The organism is Corynebacterium sp. HMSC062A03, assembly GCF_001811145.1.
GTDB classification, from domain to species: domain Bacteria; phylum Actinomycetota; class Actinomycetes; order Mycobacteriales; family Mycobacteriaceae; genus Corynebacterium; species Corynebacterium aurimucosum.
Window position 1 is genome coordinate 1 of the sequence record NZ_KV803647.1, and the last position, 16877, is coordinate 16877.

General features: G+C 60.1%; 16 protein-coding genes. 10 read left to right on the forward strand and 6 right to left on the reverse strand.

Annotation, left to right across the window (positions count from 1 at the left end; all coding sequences use genetic code 11):
- The coding region (locus HMPREF2781_RS00985) for a biotin/lipoyl-containing protein (RefSeq protein WP_305764402.1) at positions 1-406 on the reverse strand (406 nt) is incomplete at its 3' end.
- Between the two features lie 148 nt (positions 407-554).
- Here HMPREF2781_RS00985 and HMPREF2781_RS00990 point away from each other — a divergent pair.
- Positions 555-962, forward strand: a complete 408-nt coding sequence (locus HMPREF2781_RS00990; protein ID WP_010190593.1) for a hypothetical protein — start codon at positions 555-557, stop codon at positions 960-962.
- Positions 963-982: 20 nt separating this feature from the next.
- Here HMPREF2781_RS00990 and HMPREF2781_RS00995 read toward each other — a convergent pair whose 3' ends face one another.
- Complete coding sequence (locus tag HMPREF2781_RS00995; RefSeq protein WP_070643641.1) at positions 983-1525, reverse strand: isochorismatase family protein; 543 nt, start codon at positions 1523-1525, stop codon at positions 983-985.
- A gap of 28 nt (positions 1526-1553) precedes the next feature.
- Here HMPREF2781_RS00995 and HMPREF2781_RS01000 point away from each other — a divergent pair, with 28 nt between their 5' ends.
- Complete coding sequence (locus HMPREF2781_RS01000) at positions 1554-2828, forward strand: glutaminase (RefSeq protein WP_070643643.1); 1275 nt, start codon at positions 1554-1556, stop codon at positions 2826-2828.
- A gap of 47 nt (positions 2829-2875) precedes the next feature.
- Here HMPREF2781_RS01000 and HMPREF2781_RS01005 read toward each other — a convergent pair whose 3' ends face one another.
- Positions 2876-4375, reverse strand: coding sequence for a leucyl aminopeptidase (locus tag HMPREF2781_RS01005; RefSeq protein ID WP_070643646.1), 1500 nt, complete (start codon positions 4373-4375; stop codon positions 2876-2878).
- Between the two features lie 165 nt (positions 4376-4540).
- Between HMPREF2781_RS01005 and HMPREF2781_RS01010 the strand changes: the two genes are divergently transcribed.
- A complete protein-coding gene (locus HMPREF2781_RS01010) occupies positions 4541-5644 on the forward strand; it encodes a branched-chain amino acid aminotransferase (RefSeq protein WP_070643649.1) in 1104 nt (367 codons plus the stop codon).
- Between the two features lie 9 nt (positions 5645-5653).
- Here the strand turns inward: HMPREF2781_RS01010 and HMPREF2781_RS01015 are convergent, their stop codons facing one another.
- Both HMPREF2781_RS01015 and HMPREF2781_RS01020 read right to left on the reverse strand, forming a co-directional pair.
- Positions 5654-6571, reverse strand: a complete 918-nt coding sequence (locus tag HMPREF2781_RS01015; protein WP_070643652.1) for a nicotinate-nucleotide--dimethylbenzimidazole phosphoribosyltransferase — start codon at positions 6569-6571, stop codon at positions 5654-5656.
- A 12-nt stretch (positions 6572-6583) separates the two neighbouring features.
- Entirely contained in the window at positions 6584-7276 is a 693-nt protein-coding gene (locus HMPREF2781_RS01020; RefSeq protein WP_070643655.1) for a DUF3043 domain-containing protein, read from the reverse strand.
- Positions 7277-7456: 180 nt separating this feature from the next.
- Between HMPREF2781_RS01020 and HMPREF2781_RS01025 the strand changes: the two genes are divergently transcribed.
- On the forward strand, positions 7457-7801 hold the full coding sequence (locus HMPREF2781_RS01025; RefSeq protein ID WP_010190580.1) for a HesB/IscA family protein: 345 nt from the start codon (positions 7457-7459) through the stop codon (positions 7799-7801).
- 67 nt (positions 7802-7868) lie between these two features.
- On the opposite strand, the gene asnB is transcribed toward HMPREF2781_RS01025, so the two are convergent.
- Positions 7869-9791 carry an asparagine synthase (glutamine-hydrolyzing) gene (gene asnB, locus HMPREF2781_RS01030; protein WP_070643658.1) on the reverse strand — a complete coding sequence of 641 codons (1923 nt, stop codon included), beginning with the start codon at positions 9789-9791 and terminating at the stop codon, positions 7869-7871.
- Positions 9792-10145: 354 nt separating this feature from the next.
- Between asnB and HMPREF2781_RS01035 the strand changes: the two genes are divergently transcribed.
- The 6 genes from HMPREF2781_RS01035 (at position 10146) to HMPREF2781_RS01060 (ending at position 16640) form a co-directional block, all read left to right on the forward strand.
- Positions 10146-11225: an aa3-type cytochrome oxidase subunit II gene (locus HMPREF2781_RS01035; protein WP_070445204.1), complete on the forward strand. Its 1080-nt coding sequence runs from the start codon at positions 10146-10148 to the stop codon at positions 11223-11225.
- Between the two features lie 19 nt (positions 11226-11244).
- Complete coding sequence (locus tag HMPREF2781_RS01040; RefSeq protein ID WP_070445207.1) at positions 11245-11676, forward strand: aa3-type cytochrome oxidase subunit IV; 432 nt, start codon at positions 11245-11247, stop codon at positions 11674-11676.
- Positions 11677-12261: 585 nt separating this feature from the next.
- Positions 12262-12846: an aa3-type cytochrome oxidase subunit III gene (locus HMPREF2781_RS01045; protein ID WP_010190575.1), complete on the forward strand. Its 585-nt coding sequence runs from the start codon at positions 12262-12264 to the stop codon at positions 12844-12846.
- Between the two features lie 67 nt (positions 12847-12913).
- On the forward strand, positions 12914-13801 hold the full coding sequence (locus HMPREF2781_RS01050) for a cytochrome bc1 complex diheme cytochrome c subunit (protein WP_070643661.1): 888 nt from the start codon (positions 12914-12916) through the stop codon (positions 13799-13801).
- Positions 13798-15018 carry a cytochrome bc1 complex Rieske iron-sulfur subunit gene (locus tag HMPREF2781_RS01055; protein WP_070445210.1) on the forward strand — a complete coding sequence of 407 codons (1221 nt, stop codon included), beginning with the start codon at positions 13798-13800 and terminating at the stop codon, positions 15016-15018. Before HMPREF2781_RS01050 ends, HMPREF2781_RS01055 begins: the two co-directional genes overlap by 4 nt.
- Positions 15018-16640 (forward strand): cytochrome bc1 complex cytochrome b subunit, encoded by a 1623-nt coding sequence (locus HMPREF2781_RS01060; RefSeq protein WP_070445213.1) that lies wholly within the window; start codon positions 15018-15020, stop codon positions 16638-16640. The genes HMPREF2781_RS01055 and HMPREF2781_RS01060 overlap by 1 nt, the downstream gene beginning before the upstream one ends.
- Positions 16641-16877 lie beyond the last annotated feature (237 nt).

Sequence of the window (16877 nt, forward strand, 5' to 3'; positions counted from 1 at the left end):
TGATGGTGCCTTCGGTGACGGACTCACCAAGCTCCGGCATCTCCACGTCGGTAGCGTCACCAGAAGCGGCCGGGGCCTCAGACTCAGCGTCCTCAGCAGGCTTGTCCGGGGTCTCAGCAGCCTTCTCGGAGGAATCCTCGGACTCCTCAGCAGCCGGTGCGGACTCGCCCTCATCACCGATGATGGCGATGACCTCGCCCACGTCTACGGTGTCATCTTCCTCAGCCTTGATTTCGAGGATGGTGCCGGCGACCGGGGAGGGGATTTCCGTGTCGACCTTGTCGGTGGAGACCTCGAGCAATGGCTCGTCGACCTCGACGGTGTCACCGACGGACTTCAGCCACTGGGTAATCGTGCCTTCGGTTACAGATTCGCCCAGTTCGGGCATCACAACAGAGTGTGCCATAAGTGTTAAGACTCCTCGAAAGTTGGAATTAGTGAAACGCTAGTGATTGATTCTACAGCGTGTTTATAAAAGCTGCGCATGGGTGGGGTGAATTGGGGCATCCTCCGCACGAAGAAGCTGAAGGTGGCCTCCGGTAGGCTAAAGAGCCATGTTCAACCCCTTCCGCCGCAATAGCTCTAAGTCCCAACTGCGCCCGCCCCGCGCACCGGGGGAGACCATTCGCGCAGAAGACGCTCAGGAGCTCCAAGCTTGGGCGCAGGGACGCGCTTATATTGAGGCATTTGTGGAGCCGGAGACCGTGGTCAACGAGATGTCGGTCGTCGTGGTTGATGAAAGCGGCGCCTTCATCCGCCGCCGCATTGGTGGGCCCAAAGGGATTGACGCGGTGGCCAAGCTTCTGCGCTGCGATGTTTATGACGTCGAAGAGACTGGCTATCCCCAGCGCATGCGCGAGCGCATCGAGCGAGAGCGTATTCTGCGCAAGCGGGAGGAGCAGCGCGAGCGCCGCGAACGCTTTGAGCAGCGCCAGCAGCAGAACCAACAGGGCGATAGCTAAACAGCCACAACGCCTGTTGCCTATTCGCTAACGATGGTGGCGCCTGCCTTGGCCAGTTCCTCCAGGGCGGCAGCGCCGCGGGTCTCGTCGACGGGCGCGCAGTAGTCCGCCAGAACTCGCACGGTGAAGCCTTCCTTAAGGGCGTCGGCAGCCGTCGCGCGCACGCAGTGGTCGGTGGCAATGCCAACGATGTCCACGGCGGTGACATTGTGCTCGCGCAGCCACTCTGCCAGGGGAACACCGTCGGCCGCGCCCTCGAAGCCCGAGTAGGCGGCGGTGTACTCACCCTTCTTGAAGTAGGCCTGGGCGGGTGCGATGGCCTCGTGCATGGCGGCGCCGAAAGAATCAGCTACGCAGTGCGTGGGCCAGGTATCGACGAAGTCGGGATTCTCAGAGAAGTGGGTGCCTGGATCGATATGCCAATCCTGTGTGGCTACGACAGTTTCATAAGAGGCTTGGAGAGCGCCAATGCGCTCAGCAACTTCGTTGCCGCGTTCGGTGCCGAGGGCTCCGCCGGGGCAAAAATCATGTTGGACATCGACAATGATGAGTGCAGGTGTCATACGGGGCAATTCTATACCCTGGGAAGCGATGAAGACACCGATTCCTTTTTATCTACAGAAAATCCTCGATGGCGTTCACGATCACGATTCCGGGGAAGTCGCGGACTATATCCCGGAACTGGCCAGCGCAAACCCAGACCAGTTGGGCGTTGCGCTGTGCTCTGTTACAGGCCACCTGTATAGCGCTGGTGACGCAGAAAACCGCTTCACCATCCAATCCATCTCCAAACCCTTCGTCTACGCCCTCGCTTTGAGTGAGCTGGGCTTAGACGCGGTGCGTGACGTCGTCGGCCTCGAGCCTTCTGGGCAGGCTTTCAACGAGCTTTCCCTCGCCAAAGATCACCGCCCAGTAAACCCGATGATTAACGCCGGTGCCATTGTGGTCAACCAGCTCATCAACGGAGTGGACTCCAGCGTGGAGGACCGCGTGGAAAAGATTCGTTCCTTCATTTCACAGCTGGCGGGGCGCGAGGTGGATGTCGACAAGCGCCTGTGTGACTCCGAACTTGAGCATGCCGAGCGTAACCTCTCCCTCGCACACATGCTGCGCTCCTATGGCATCATTCAGGACGATGCCCACGATGCCGTGCTGTCCTATACCTCGCAGTGCGCGCTGTCGGTCGATGCGCGCGACCTTGCCGTCATGACCGCGACCTTGGCCAATGGTGGGCGCCAGCCGGTAACAGGAGAGAAGATTCTAGACGCCGATGTCTGCCGCATGACCCTGGCGGTGATGAGCTCTTGCGGCATGTACGACGGCGCTGGGCGCTGGATGGCGGAGGTGGGAATCCCCGCGAAGTCCGGCGTATCCGGCGGGCTCATTGGTACGCTGCCGGGGCAGAGCGGCGTGGCGACGTTCTCGCCGCGCCTTGATGAACAGGGCAATAGCGTGCGCGGCACCGCAATCTTCCGCGAGCTCTCCTCGGACATGGGCCTGCACCTGATGTCCACAGAGAACCGCTTCGGTGTGCACCCAGTACGCAGCGTTGATGAAGATGATGAGACGGCGATCATTCGACTGCAGGGTCATATCAACTTCACCGCCACGGAAGCCATCCTCCACGAGCTGGAGGAGCGCCAGTTCTCCGGCAAGCGCTTGGCCTTGGACTTCTCCCAGGTCTCTGGGCTGCACAAGGTGGGCCGGCGCATGCTCAAGGAAGGCCTGCGCCGCCTGCGTGAGGAAGGCAACGAGGTCGCGCTTGTCGACGATGACGGGCTCGTCACCGACCGCGCCATGTCAGATGGCACCGTCCTCCCGTTGGCGGACAAGGAGGACTACGTCATCGCCGGCGAAGAAGTGTGAGCGGCCTCAAGCCGCTCACACGGGAGCCGAGTTGAAGACGCTCTGATCTAGGCTTCTGCGATCTCGCGTAGCGCTGCCACCACGGTGCGCACCGGCACACCGGTAGCGCGCTTCGGGGTGTAGCCGCGCGGGGCGGAACCATTCCAGGACGGGCCGGCGATATCGATGTGGGCCCACTCGATGCCCTCGCCCACGAATTGCTTGAGGTAGGTGCCGGCGAATTCCATGCCGCCCTCACGCTTAGCGTTGATGTTGCGGATGTCTGCGGCCTGGGACTTGATCTCCTCGTCGTGCTCTTCCAGCAGCGGCATGGCCCAGGCGCTCTCGCCCACCTCGCGGCCGATTTCGGCCAGGCGATCGCGGAAAACCTCGGAGCCCATGATGCCGGAGGTGCGCGAACCCAGCGCCACGATCTGTGCGCCAGTCAGCGTCGCGGTCTCAATGAGGTAGTCCGGCTTATCCTCGCTGGCGCGGGCGATGGCGTCCGACAGCACGAGGCGGCCCTCAGCGTCGGTGTTGAGGACCTCGGAGGTCAGGCCGCCGTAGTGGGTAATGACATCGCCCGGGCGGGTGGCACCAGAGCCCGGCATGTTCTCCGCCAGCGGCAGGGTAGCGGTGATCTGAACCGGCAGCTTCAACTTGGCCGCAGCGATGATGGTGGCCGCCATGGCAGCGGAGCCGCCCATATCCGAAATCATGTCCCACATGCCATTGCCCGGCTTCAAGGAAATACCGCCGGTATCGAAGGTGATGCCCTTACCCACGAGGGCCACGTGCTTCTTGGCCTTCTTGGGCTTCCAGCTCAGGCGTACCAAGCGCGGTGGGCGGGCCGAGCCCTTGCCCACGGCCAAGATTCCGCCGAAGCCCTGCTTCTCCAGCTGCTTTTCATCGAGAACCTCGACGTCAAGACCAGCCTCCTTGGCCTGGCCGGAAAGGAAGTTGGCGTAAGACTCCGGGTAAAGCTCGTTGGCGGGGGCATTCACTAGGTCGCGGGCAAGCAAGACAGACTCGGCCACGGTGCGGGCGGCCTCGAATTCCTCGGAGACAGACTTATCGGCCACGACCACGAAGGTGGCGGGCTGTTCCTTGTCCTTGAGATCGGTGGAGCGGATTCCGCGGTAGGCATAGCCGCCGAGGATGAGTCCCTCAACGGCGGCCGTAACGCCGAAGTCCGCCAAGGTGGTCACGATGGTGCCCACGCCCGCAGTGGCGCGAGCGGCGCTGCCGGCGGCGCGGCGCAGAGCTTCATCGTCGAGCGCCTCAACGGCACCCAAACCCAGTGCTATGACCTGGGCGGCACCTGCCTTCTGTGGGGCAGGAACCTTCACGATCTCCCCGGCCTTACCCGTCGCGCCCACGGCCGCGAGAGCCTCGTACGTCGAGCGCAGCGCGGAGGAACCGAGCAGAGAGGTACCCGGCACCTCGAGCCCCTCCTCACCAGCAAAGGTAGCGATGAGCAGGGCGTCTGCCTGCTTGGGGGCCTTCTTGGCCAACTCAACGGTGGGGAATAAGCCGCGTGCGGGCAGTTCGAACGTGGAAGAAGCCACGATGTCCTCCTTGAGAAAATGACAATGGGATACTCCTCACACCCTACCCGTGTCCATGACGTGGAACGCGGAGGGGCAATGTACGCGAAGGTTGACTATTTCAGGCAATACTTCGCTTGGGCATTTCTGCACTTCTATAGGTGTCTGGGGAGTACGCTGTGAGGCATGTTGAATTACACCGTGACGCGAACTGATAAACCCACCTCCCCGGAACGCCTGCAGGAGATTCTGGCGAACCCGGGCTTTGGTAAGCACTTCACCGACCACATGGTGACGATTGACTGGACTGAGGACAAGGGGTGGCACGACGCGCAGGTGCGCCCTTACGCGCCGTTCAGCATGGACCCGGCCTCTACCGTCTTCCACTATGGCCAGGCCATCTTCGAGGGCATCAAGGCTTACCGCCAGCCTGACGGCAGCATCGCTACCTTCCGCCCAGAGCAGAACGCACAGCGTCTGCAAGCCTCTGCTGAGCGCATGGCAATGCCGCAGCTGCCGGAAGAGGAGTTCATTGAATCCCTGCGCCAGCTTGTCGACGTCGACCAGGCCTGGGTCCCCGAGGCTGGCGGCGAGGCAGCCCTGTACTTCCGCCCCTTCATGATCGCTACTGATGTCTCCCTGGGCGTGCACCCGGCGCATTCTTACCGCTATGTCGTCATCGCCTCCCCGGCGGGCGCGTATTTCTCCGGTGGTATCAAGCCGGTGTCCGTCTGGCTGTCCACCGACTATGTACGCGCCGCTCCCGGCGGCACCGGTGCAGCGAAATTCGCCGGCAACTACGCGGCTTCGCTGCTCGCGCAGGCGCAGGCAGCGGAGAAGGGCTGCGACCAGGTGGTGTGGCTGGACGCTATCGAGCGCACCTATATCGAGGAAATGGGTGGCATGAACCTCGCCTTCGTCTACGGCGAAGAGGGAAACCAGACCCTGGTCACCCCAGAGCTGTCGGGCTCGCTGCTGCCGGGTATTACCCGTAAGTCTCTGCTGCAGGTGGCCGAAGACATGGGGCTGAAGGTGGAAGAACGCCGCATCACCTACAAGGAGTGGGAGCAGGATGTTGCCTCCGGCGCCATGGTGGAGGCCTTTGCCTGCGGAACCGCAGCCGTTATTACCCCGGTGGGCCACGTTATGGGCACCGATACCGACTTCCACATCAACAACGATGAGGCCGGTGCCACGACGATGGCTCTGCGCGAGCGCCTCACCGGCATCCAGCGCGGGTCCGTGGAGGATACCCACGGCTGGCTGCACACGCTGGTTGAAGCGAAATAAGTGGGCTGCCTAGGCGAGCTCGGCGGCCAGCTGCACCAGCGGCAAGGCCGCGAGCGCGCCGAGGGGGAAACCTTCACTCAGGTTTAAATCAAGCAGTGGGTTAAGCCCCAGCTCCTTGAGAGCGAGGGCGTGCGCCGGTTCGGGGGTGGTGGTTCCCGCGCGAAGCCAGCCCTTCACACCGGGCGCAGTGCGCTCGGCTAGGACGGCGGCGGTGGCTGCCAGGGGGCCGTCGATAAGCATCGGCGTTCGCCGCGCCGTGGCCTGCGCGATGAAGCCCACCAACGCCGCGAGAGCCGGGGAACCGATGGTCTGCACGACCTCCCAGCCCTCTAGGTTGCGGGCACGGAACATGGAGTCGCGCACAACGCTCACGCGGGCCTTCCACATCGCATCCGTGATGCCGCTGGCCAGAGTATTCGTCCCCACAATCGCTACCGGTTCGGTGTGGGTGATCCGGCCCATAACACTGGTGGCAACGGTCTCCGTGTCGATTCCACAAGCGGACGTGATGAGCAGGTCGGCGCCGGAATCGATCTCCCGATCTGCCGTGGTCATGCCTAGGCTGACGAAGGACTCGCACTCCGCAGGGGACATGGCGGTAGCGCTGTCGCACGGTTCAGAGTTTTCGGAGTCGCCGCTGGTGCACTCGACGAAGTCGATGCCCGCCCCTGCCCGCTGCGCAGCGCTGAGGAGATTATCGCGCCATCGTTCTTCATCAGCGGGGGAATGCTGCGTGATACCCACACCGTCGACAGTGCGTTCAGCAGTGGGCCGGGCGTCTTCAAAGACGATGGCCCGGGGCCGCTCAAGAGGTGTGGCCTGCGGAGACTCCTGCGCTGCCGCCAGCCATGCAGCAATCTCTGCCATGCGGTTTGGTTGAGCTGCGGTTGAAGGGCGCAGCTGGGGAACCGCGGTGAATTCAGGCATGTGTCCTCCGGCTTAGACGGTAGCTCCGCGCTCCACCTGCGGACGCGGCGTGCGCCACTTGCGCGGTTGGGAGGCGCGGGAGTACGCGTAGAACCCTAGACCAAAACCGGCCTCGGTGGTGCCGGGGAACTTCAGGCGCACTGCGTTGTTGCACTTACGCGCGAGCCAGAATCCCTCGACAGCGAAGACTACGATGACCGCCATGGCGCCAATCGAGATGATTTGCGACAGGCGCGGGTCCCGGGTGCTGACGAACATGAGCACCAGCAGCACGATGGCAAAGGGCATGACCCACTCGTTAATGAAGCGGTGGGAATCTACCCAATCGCGCACGTAGCGGCGGACCTCGCCCTTATCGCGGGCGAGGAGGTAGCGCTCGTCACCAGCGGCCATGCGCTCCTGTGCCACCTTGTTGCGCTCGCGGGACTCTTGGCGCTCCTTGCGCTTATATTCCTTCCACTCTGCCTTAGACATGGAAGCCTTGAGTTCCTTGCGGTGCTGGTAGCGCTGCGCGTCCGACATTCCCCGGGGATCACGCTTGACGCCGCGGGCGATTTCCTGCGCATCACGCTTGGGCGTGGGGCGGCCTTTCGGCGGCGTGTAGCCCTTGCGGTGCGGTTTCTCGGCGGCGGGTTGCTCTTCCGGCGCCGGGGTGTGCTCGGCGGGGGAAGAAGTCTTGTCATCTTTTTGCCACGGAAGTTTCACGCTGTTTAGCGTACAAGGTCGCGCGGACATAACGGGAATAGGCCCGCGGGAGATAGCGTTGTGGTCAGGGAACAGGGCACCAGTGAACCACTAGTGAACTGTGAGGCATCCTTTCTTCCTCTTGTATGAGGGGGTAGGGTGGGCTCCAGAAAAAATTCCGTAAACATAAGAGGAGAAATCATGACCGCTCCCGCGTCTGCAACCGGAGTAATCCTGACCGAGGCCGCTGCGGCCAAGGCAAAGTCCCTGCTTGATCAGGAAGGCCGCGATGATCTGTCACTGCGCATTGCTGTCCAGCCGGGCGGCTGCGCGGGCTTGCGCTACCAGCTTTACTTCGATGACCGCACCCTGGATGGTGACAAGGTGGACTCCATTGGCGGCGTCAACCTCGTCGTAGACAAGATGTCCATCCCGTACCTCACTGGCGCCAAGATCGATTTTTCCGACACCATTGAGGCCCAGGGCTTTACCATCGATAACCCCAACGCTGGCGGTTCATGCGCTTGCGGTGACTCCTTCAATTAAAGTCACATAGACGATATGTCGAAGCCCTCGCCATATGGCGAGGGCTTCATTTTTATTCTCTATTTTATTAGAGCTTCACGGGGTAATCGCGCTGCTCAATCTTCGGGTCGATGCGCTCTTCCACGAAGATGCCATGCCAAATCATGAAGGACAGCACCGTCCACAGGCGGCGAGAGTGATCGGTGATTCCGTCACGGTGCTCCTTGAGCATCTCCAGAACTTCCTTCTTGTTGAAGATGTCCTCGGTCTGGGACTCCGTGATCTGATCCTGGGCCCATCCATAAAGCTCATCGCCGGCCAACCAGTGGCGCATAGGAACCGGGAAGCCCAGCTTCTTGCGGTGCAGTACGTGCGACGGGACAATCTGCTCCATGGCTTTGCGCAGCGCGTACTTGGTGGTGCCGTGCGAAATCTTGAGGTCGTAGGGGATAGTTTCCGCGACCTTGAATACTTCCTTGTCCAGGAAAGGAACGCGCAGCTCCAGGGAGTTGGCCATGTTCATCTTGTCGGCCTTGACCAAAATATCGCCGCGCATCCACGTAAACAGGTCGAGGTGCTGCATGCGGGCTACCGGGTCAAAGTCTTGGGACTGCGCATAAATCGGAGCGGTAACCTCGCGGTGGTCCCACTCCGGCTTGGCCCACGGGAGCACCCGCTGGAGTTGCTCGAAGTTGAAGGAGCGCGCGTTGCCGTAGTAACGCTCTTCCATGGTCATGGAACCGCGGTTGAGCAGGGACTTGCCCTTAATTCCCTCGGGGAGGACCTGTGAGAGCTTGCCTAAGCCGCGGCGCAACGGGGAGGGGATCTTCTCGAACGGAGCTAGCGAGAGCGGCTCCTTATAGATGGTGTAGCCGCCAAAAAGTTCGTCGGCACCTTCACCAGACAGCACCACCTTGACGTGCTTACGGGCTTCCTGGGCCACGAAGTACAAGGGGACAAGAGAGGGATCTGCCACGGGGTTGTCCAGGTACCACATGATCTTCGGAACAGCCTCAGCGTATTCCTCGGGGGAGACAATCTTAACGATGTGCTCTACACCAATGGCGGCGGCAGACTCGGCCGCGACGTCGACCTCGGAGTAGCCTTCGCGCTCGAATCCGGTGGTGAAGGTGAGGAGGTCCGGGTTGTGGCGCTTGGCCAAGGCTGCGATGGCGGTGGAGTCAATGCCGCCGGAGAGGAAGGAACCGACGGTCACATCGGCACGCATGTGCTTCTCGACGCTATCCTCCAATGCCCGCGCAATCCTATCGAAGAGCTTCTGCTCCTCGCCCTGCTTCACAGGTTGAATGGGGAAGCGGGGCTTGAAGTAGCGATCCGATACAACTTTTTCGCCAGGGCGAAGCGTTACGGTGCAGCCAGACTCGACGCGGCGAATATTGGCGTGGAGGGACTCCGGCTCAGGCACGTATTGCAAGTCCACATAGTGCTCGATGGCGCGCTTATCAAGGCTGAGGTCTAGACCCAGCGAATCGGCCATCGACAGGATGCACTTCATTTCAGAGGCGAAAACGGTGCCGGCGTCGGTGGTGGCGTAGTAGAGGGGCTTGATGCCAAACTGGTCGCGCGCGGCGAACATGGTCCGAGTTTCGGTATCCCAGATGACGAAACCGAACATGCCGCGCAGGTGCTCGACAACGTCTTTGCCCCAATGGTGGTAGCCGACGACGATGGGTTCGCCATCGCCCTCAGTATTGAAGGTATAGCCGGCGGCACTAAGCTCTTCGCGCAGCTCCACGTAGTTATAAATCTCGCCGTTGAAGGTGAGGGCATAGCGCTCGGGGTTGTCTTCAGGGCCCCAGCGAAGCGGCTGGTTTGAGTGTTCTAGATCGATAATGGATAGACGGTTAAAGCCGAAGGCTGCATCCTCGTCATGCCAGGTGCCAGCAGCGTCGGGGCCGCGGTGGCGCATGCACTGGAGGGATTGCTCGAGGGCCTCCAGGTGCTGGGCGGCATTGCGATCGGCGCTCAGTAGCGCGCAGAGTCCGCACATATACTTGCTTCTCCTTATATATCAAGCTTCATCTTTGACACACTTTACGGCCGGATCTGGAGGATCTGCGAACCCCGCGCCGCGCTCCCCGTTAGGGTGCGAACTTTCGGATGATGTACAGCTATGTGCTCTGTGAATTGGGTCATAGCGGGTAGGGGGAGGGTGGGGTAGTCGGTGTGACCTTGTGCAGGTGGGCCGGTAACATCCCGTACGTTCACGATTTATAGAGCGGAGCCAGCGTCTAATCAGTCCAGTGAAAAGGTCTGAAATTCAGGCAGGATCCTCTATCCTGATTGGGTAGGAATGCTCTGTGAGTATTCGAGAAGTTTGTGTGCACAGAAAGGCAGAACACACGTGGGACAGCGTAAGCAACGCAACCTCGGCCGTAAGGCGGGCCTAGCGGGCGTCATCGCTCTGGGCGGTCTAGCTCTGGCAGGTTGTGACGTCGCAGCACCGACGGCCGTTGAGAACCTCCTTGGTATGGGTTGGCCGAAGGGCGTGACCCCTGAGGCGACCTCGATGTACAACTTCTGGATCTGGGTCTGGGTTGCTGCATGGATCATCGGTTTCATTATGTGGGGTCTGTTCCTCACCGCTATCTTCCGCTGGAATGCGAAGAAGGCTGAGAAGGCTGGTAAGGGCGAGTTCCCCAAGCAGCTGCAGTACAACGTGCCGCTGGAGATGGCTCTGACCATCATTCCGATTCTCATCATTATGGGCCTGTTCTTCTTCACGGTTCAGGCACAGCAGAAGGTGACGGCATTGGATAAGAACCCTGAGGTTACCGTCGATGTCACGGCTTTCCAGTGGAACTGGAAGTTCGGTTACGCCGAGAACAAGGTTGATGGCGAGAACTACGATGGTGCCGATGCTGAGCGCCAGAAGCTCGCTGAGGAATCTTCCATGGATCCGGAGGGTACTGAGAACCCGAACCCGATCCACGGTAAGTCCATGGGCGATATCTCTTACCTCAACTTCAACAAGATTGAGACCGTTGGTACCACCGAAGAGGTTCCGGTGCTGGTTCTGCCGGTAGACACCCCGATTGAGTTCCGCCTCGCCTCCGGCGATGTTTCCCACTCCTTCTGGGTTCCGGAGTTCCTGTTTAAGCGCGATGCTTACGCACACCCGGAGAACAACTCTCAGGAGCGTCGCTTCCAGGTAGAGAAGATTGAGGAAAAGGGCGCCTTCGTTGGTCGCTGTGCTGAGATGTGCGGTACCTACCACGCCATGATGAACTTTGAGATTCGCGTCGTTGACCGCGCAGACTTCAACGAGTACCTCAAGTTCCGTGAGGAGAACCCGCAGGCAACCAACGCCGAGGCTCTCGAGCACATCGGTGAAGAGCCCTACGCAGTTACCACCGCTCCGTTCAACTCTCTGCGCGACACCCGCGATGCCGACAACTTTGTCGACACCGCTGAGGCGGCATAAGAAAAGGAACTGATAGAAAATGCGTGCAACATCTAAGGTCTTTTATTCCATCGCGACCTACCTCTTCGTGTCGCTCATCGTCTACATCATTGGCGTTAACTACGTCAAGGATGATGGCTACATGTACGGCACCGAGTGGGTCGGCATCGTGGGCATGGTCCTCGCTATGCTGCTCTGCCTCATGCTGGGTGGCTACCTGCACTTCACCGATAACCGTTCCGACATCGCGCCGGAAGATTGGGAAGAAGCGGAGACTGAAGACGCAGCTGGTATTCTCGGCTTCTTCTCTCCCAGCTCCATCTGGCCGCTGTGCATGACCGGTTCAATCGCAGTTCTTGGTCTAGGCATTATCTTCCTCTACTTCTGGATGATCATTTTGGGCGCAGTCCTGCTGGTCACCTCCGTGACCGGCCTGTCTCTGCAGTATGGCCTTCCGAAGGAAAAGCACTAAGGCTTAACCTTTTCTGCCGCGCTTTCTAGCGTCACGACTTCTCAAGCCTCCGCCACACCTCGTGGCGGAGGTTTTGTCGTTGATAAGACTGCGTCGTACTGCGTTGCGGAAAGTTCCCAACAAGTCGAAAAAATATCGCTATGGGTGGGGCGCTGGGGGAAGCAGGCTGCCGCCGAAAGCGTGTACCTGGAGGTCTGGGCTTAGAATTCCAGCACGTTAACGGCCATTTTTACGGGGGTCAACCGAAAGTTGCAGTCCTGCACTTTCGCCTATGGGGGTGGGTGTGATTTATCTCATTAGGGAAGGTCCGCCCCGTGCCGGATTGCGGGCGAACCGTACCTCTTCTTGTCCTGTTGCTGGCTTCACAACATGCGTTGCCAAGTCTCACTACCTGCAGGGATGGGGCGTCGTAAAGCGCGCTAAAAAGTTCCCGACTACTTCCTGGAAGATTTATAGTTCCTGTCCGGGGTGAAAACTGTGAAGGTCTAGGTCGTGGCCTCAAAAAAATCGGGGGGAAATGAGATGACTTATGCGGTCAGACCAGCCATACTGTTAGGCGTGACGAGCGTAGTTTCTAACCAAGGTATGGCAGCACCACGTGTTGCCGCGCTGAACCGACCCAACATGGTCAGCGTCGGCACCATCGTGTTCCTGTCTCAGGAATTGATGTTCTTTGCTGGACTGTTCGCGATGTGGTTTACCTCGCGTGCGAACGGCCAGGAGGGTGACTGGGCAGAGCACACGGCGCACATCAACGTGCCCATGGGCTTCCTCATTACGAGTGTCCTGGTTCTTTCCTCCGTGACCTCTCAGTTCGGCGTGTTTGCAGCAGAAAGGGGTGACGTTTACAAGCTCCGACTCTGGTACTCGGTAACCATCGCGTTGGGTGTTGTCTTCTTGGGCATCATGGCGTTCGAGTGGACAGAGTTGATCATGGCAGGTCTCACTGTTCAGTCCAGTGTCTTCGGATCGGTCTTCTACATCCTGACCGGTTTCCACGCGGCACACGTGACTGCGGGTCTGATCGCCTTCGGAATTATCTTGGCGCGCATTGCTCGCTCCAAGTTCACGCCTGCACAGGCCACCGCGGCAATGGCAGTGTCTTACTACTGGCACTTCGTTGACGTTGTGTGGATTGGCGTGTTCGTAGTCATCTACCTAGTTCAGTAGGCCGTAGTCGCCGGAGAATAGCCGGCCTACAGTCATTCATCTCCATGTACGAGTTATCTAAAGGAAAATGATGGATAACATCCAGCAGCCCGCCGCAGTGGAAGACACCGCTGCCGCGGCTAAGAAGACCCGCCGTCGCCGCAAGGCGAAGCGCACGCTTGCTGGCGTCTTTGCATTGAGCATCGGGCTCACTGGCGCAGGTGTCTTGGCTTCCGCCCTGACCCCTGACGCACAGGTGGCCACCGCCGCAAAGGATGACCAGGCACTCGTTCAAGAGGGCAAGGACATCTACGAAGTCGCTTGTATCACCTGCCACGGTGCGAACCTGCAGGGTATCCAGGACCGTGGTCCTTCCCTCGTTGGTATTGGCGCCGGCTCCGTGTACTTCCAGGTTCACTCCGGCCGTATGCCGATGATGTCCAACGACGCTCAGGCTGAGCGCAAGACTCCGCGCTACACCGAGCAGCAGACCCTGGCGCTTGCCGCCTACGTCGCTGCCAACGGTGGCGGTGCCGACATCGTCTACGACGAGGATGGCTCCGTTGCGCAGGAGTCCCTGCGTGGCGCTAACTACAACGGCCAGATCCAGGCCGAGGACGTAGCAAAGGGCTCCGAGCTCTTCCGTATGAACTGCGCGTCCTGCCACAACTTCACCGGTAGGGGAGGCGCTCTTTCCTCCGGTAAGTTCGCGCCGCCGCTCGACCCGGCCAACGAGCAGGAGATCTACCAGGCAATGCTGACCGGTCCGCAGAACATGCCTAAGTTCTCTGACCGTCAGCTGACCGCAGATGAGAAGAAGGACATCATCGCCTACCTCAAGTCTGCGAAGGAAACCCCGTCTCCGGCTGGTTGGTCGCTCGGCGGCCTCGGTCCGGTGGCTGAGGGCCTGGCAATGTGGATCATCGGCATCAGCCTTCTGTGCGTTGCCGCTATGTGGATTGGATCTCGCTCATGAGTAACGTAAAGAAGAATTACTCTCGTAAAGAGCTCGATGCTATGAGCAACGACGAGCTTGCAGCGCTCGGTACCGAGCTGGATGATGTCACCGTCGCATTCCGCAAGGAGCGCTTCCCAGTCGAGGGCGATCCCGCTGAGAAGCGCGCTGCTGGCAATGTCACCTTCTGGCTGATCATCTCCGTCCTGATGGGTATCGCTTTCCTCGGCGTGTACCTCTTCTGGCCGTGGGAGTACAAGATGTTGGGTGAGGATGGCCTGTGGTGGCACACCCTGTACACCCCGCTGCTTGGCCTGACCTCTGGTCTGTGCATCCTGGGCCTGGGCTTTGCCATTGTTCAGTACGTCAAGAAGATTCTCCCCGAGGAGATTTCCGTTCAGCGTCGTCACGATGGCCCCTCTGATGAGGTTGACCGTCGCACGCTGACCGCGCTGCTGAATGATTCCTGGACCACCTCGACTCTGGGTCGTCGTAAGACCATCAAGGGTCTGCTCGGTGGTGCCGGCGTTCTCTTCGGCCTGACCGTTATCGCTCCGCTCGGCGGCGCTATCAACAACCCGTGGAAGAAGCGCCACGACTTGGACTACACCGGTGATGGCACCCTGTGGACCTCCGGCTGGACCATGCACGAGAAGGGCGTCAAGCTCTATCTCGCTCGCGACACCGGTACCATCGCAGAGATGCACGAGGGTGAGTCCGGCTCTCACTACACCACGCGTGGCGTCACCCGCCTGGTGCGTGTTCGCCCGGAGGATCTGGCTGCCGGTGGTATGGAGACTGTCTTCCCGCTGGCTGCTGAGGATGTCAATGATGGTGCGGAGTACTCCGAGGACAAGGACGTCTACACCAACCACATGCACTCCATCCATGGCAACCGTAACGCCGTGATGCTCATCCGCCTGCGCAACGATGACGCCAAGAAGGCCATCGAGCGCAAGGGGCAGGAAGACTTCCACTACGGCGATTACTACGCCTACTCCAAGATTTGTACCCACATTGGTTGCCCGACCTCGTTGTACGAGGCTCAGACCAACCGCATTCTTTGCCCGTGCCACCAGTCGCAGTTCGATGCTCTGCACTACGGCAAGCCGGTCTTCGGCCCAGCCGCCCGTGCGCTGCCGCAGCTGCCGATTGACGTGGACGAAGAGGGCTACCTCATTGCTAAGGGCAACTTCATCGAGCCCGTCGGACCTGCATTCTGGGAGCGTAAGTCATAATGAGTAACAAACTTGCACAGATGGGTAACAACATGGACGAGCGGTACTCCGCCGCCGGCGTCCTGCGTACCCAGCTCAACAAAGTCTTTCCCACTCACTGGTCCTTCATGCTCGGTGAGATGGCACTGTACAGCTTCATCATCTTGGTGCTGACCGGCATCTACTTGGCGCTGTTCTTCGATCCTTCCATCACGAAGGTCATCTACGACGGCGGCTACACTCCGCTGAACGGCGTCGAGATGTCCCGTGCTTATGCAACGGCTCTGGATATTTCCTTTGAGGTGCGCGGCGGCCTGTTCGTTCGCCAGATGCACCACTGGGCAGCACTCATGTTCATGATGTCCATGATTGCCCACATGCTGCGTATTTTCTTCACCGGTGCGTTCCGCCGCCCGCGTGAGGCCAACTGGATTATCGGTTGCGCTCTGATCCTGCTGGGCATGGTCGAGGGCTTCCTCGGTTACTCCCTCCCGGATGACCTGCTCTCCGGTGTTGGTCTGCGAATCATGTCCGCCATCATCCTGGGTCTGCCGATCATCGGTACCTGGCTGCACTGGGCCATCTTCGGTGGCGACTTCCCGTCCGACCTGATGCTGGACCGCTTCTACATCCTGCACGTGCTGGTTATCCCGGGCATCATCCTGGGTCTCATCGCAGCGCACCTCATCATGGTCTGGTTCCAGAAGCACACCCAGTTCCCTGGACCGGGTCGCGCTGAGAACAACGTTGTCGGTGTCCGCATTATGCCGGTCTTTGCCACGAAGGCCATCGGCATGGGCATGATGGTTGCCGGCGTGCTGGCTCTTATCTCCGGTCTGATGACGATTAACGCCATCTGGAACCTTGGCCCGTACAACCCGTCCCAGGTCTCCGCTGGTTCCCAGCCGGATATCTACATGCTGTGGACTGACGGTGTTGCTCGTGTCATGCCGGCATGGGAGCTCTACATCGGCAACTACACCATTCCGTCTGCATTCTGGGTCGCACTGCTCTGTGGCCTGATGGTTGTCCTGCTCTTCGCCTACCCCTTCATTGAGAAGAAGCTGACGGGCGACGACGCTCACCACAACCTTCTGCAGCGCCCGCGTGACGTTCCGGTTCGCTCCGCTATCGGTGCGGCTGCCATCGTCTTCTTCCTGCTGGTAACGCTGTCTGGTGGTAACGACCACGTGGCACACTTCTTCCAGATCTCGCTGAATGCGATGACCTGGGTTGGCCGTATCGGTCTGATTGTCCTGCCGCCGATTGCATACTTCATGACCTACCGCATCTGCGTTGGTCTGCAGCGCTCCGACCGCGAGGTGCTGGAGCACGGTATTGAGACCGGCGTTATTAAGCAGCTGCCGAACGGTGCCTTCATCGAGGTTCACCAGCCGCTCGGCCCGGTCGATGACCACGGCCACCCGATTCCGCTCGAGTACGCTGGCGCCCAGGTTCCGAAGCAGCTTAACCAGCTTGGTCTGGCTGACTCCGAAACGCAGGGTATCTTCTCCACCGATGACCCGGCTATCGTGTCCCGCGTCAACGAGATTCGCCACGAGAACCACGCTGAGGAGACGGAGATGTTCCGTCAGCTCAACGAGGCTAACCGTCGCGATGACGAGGAGAATGGCCGCATCTAGCGCCTTCACTCACTGAAACACGCTCACAGAGCCCGCACCGCCTTCCGAATAATAGGGAGAGGTGCGGGCTCTCAGCGTTTTATTGCATGAGTTGAGTTAGGTGAAGTCCCGTGAGCCTTTGGCTGACCTTCCGCGACGGGCATTTGCGGTCTTCCGCTTGCCTGACTTCCCTCACGCTGTGATCTCCACGAAGTAGGTGGGGTAGGGGGCCTTCTATCTGTGCGTGTGCAGCGCGGG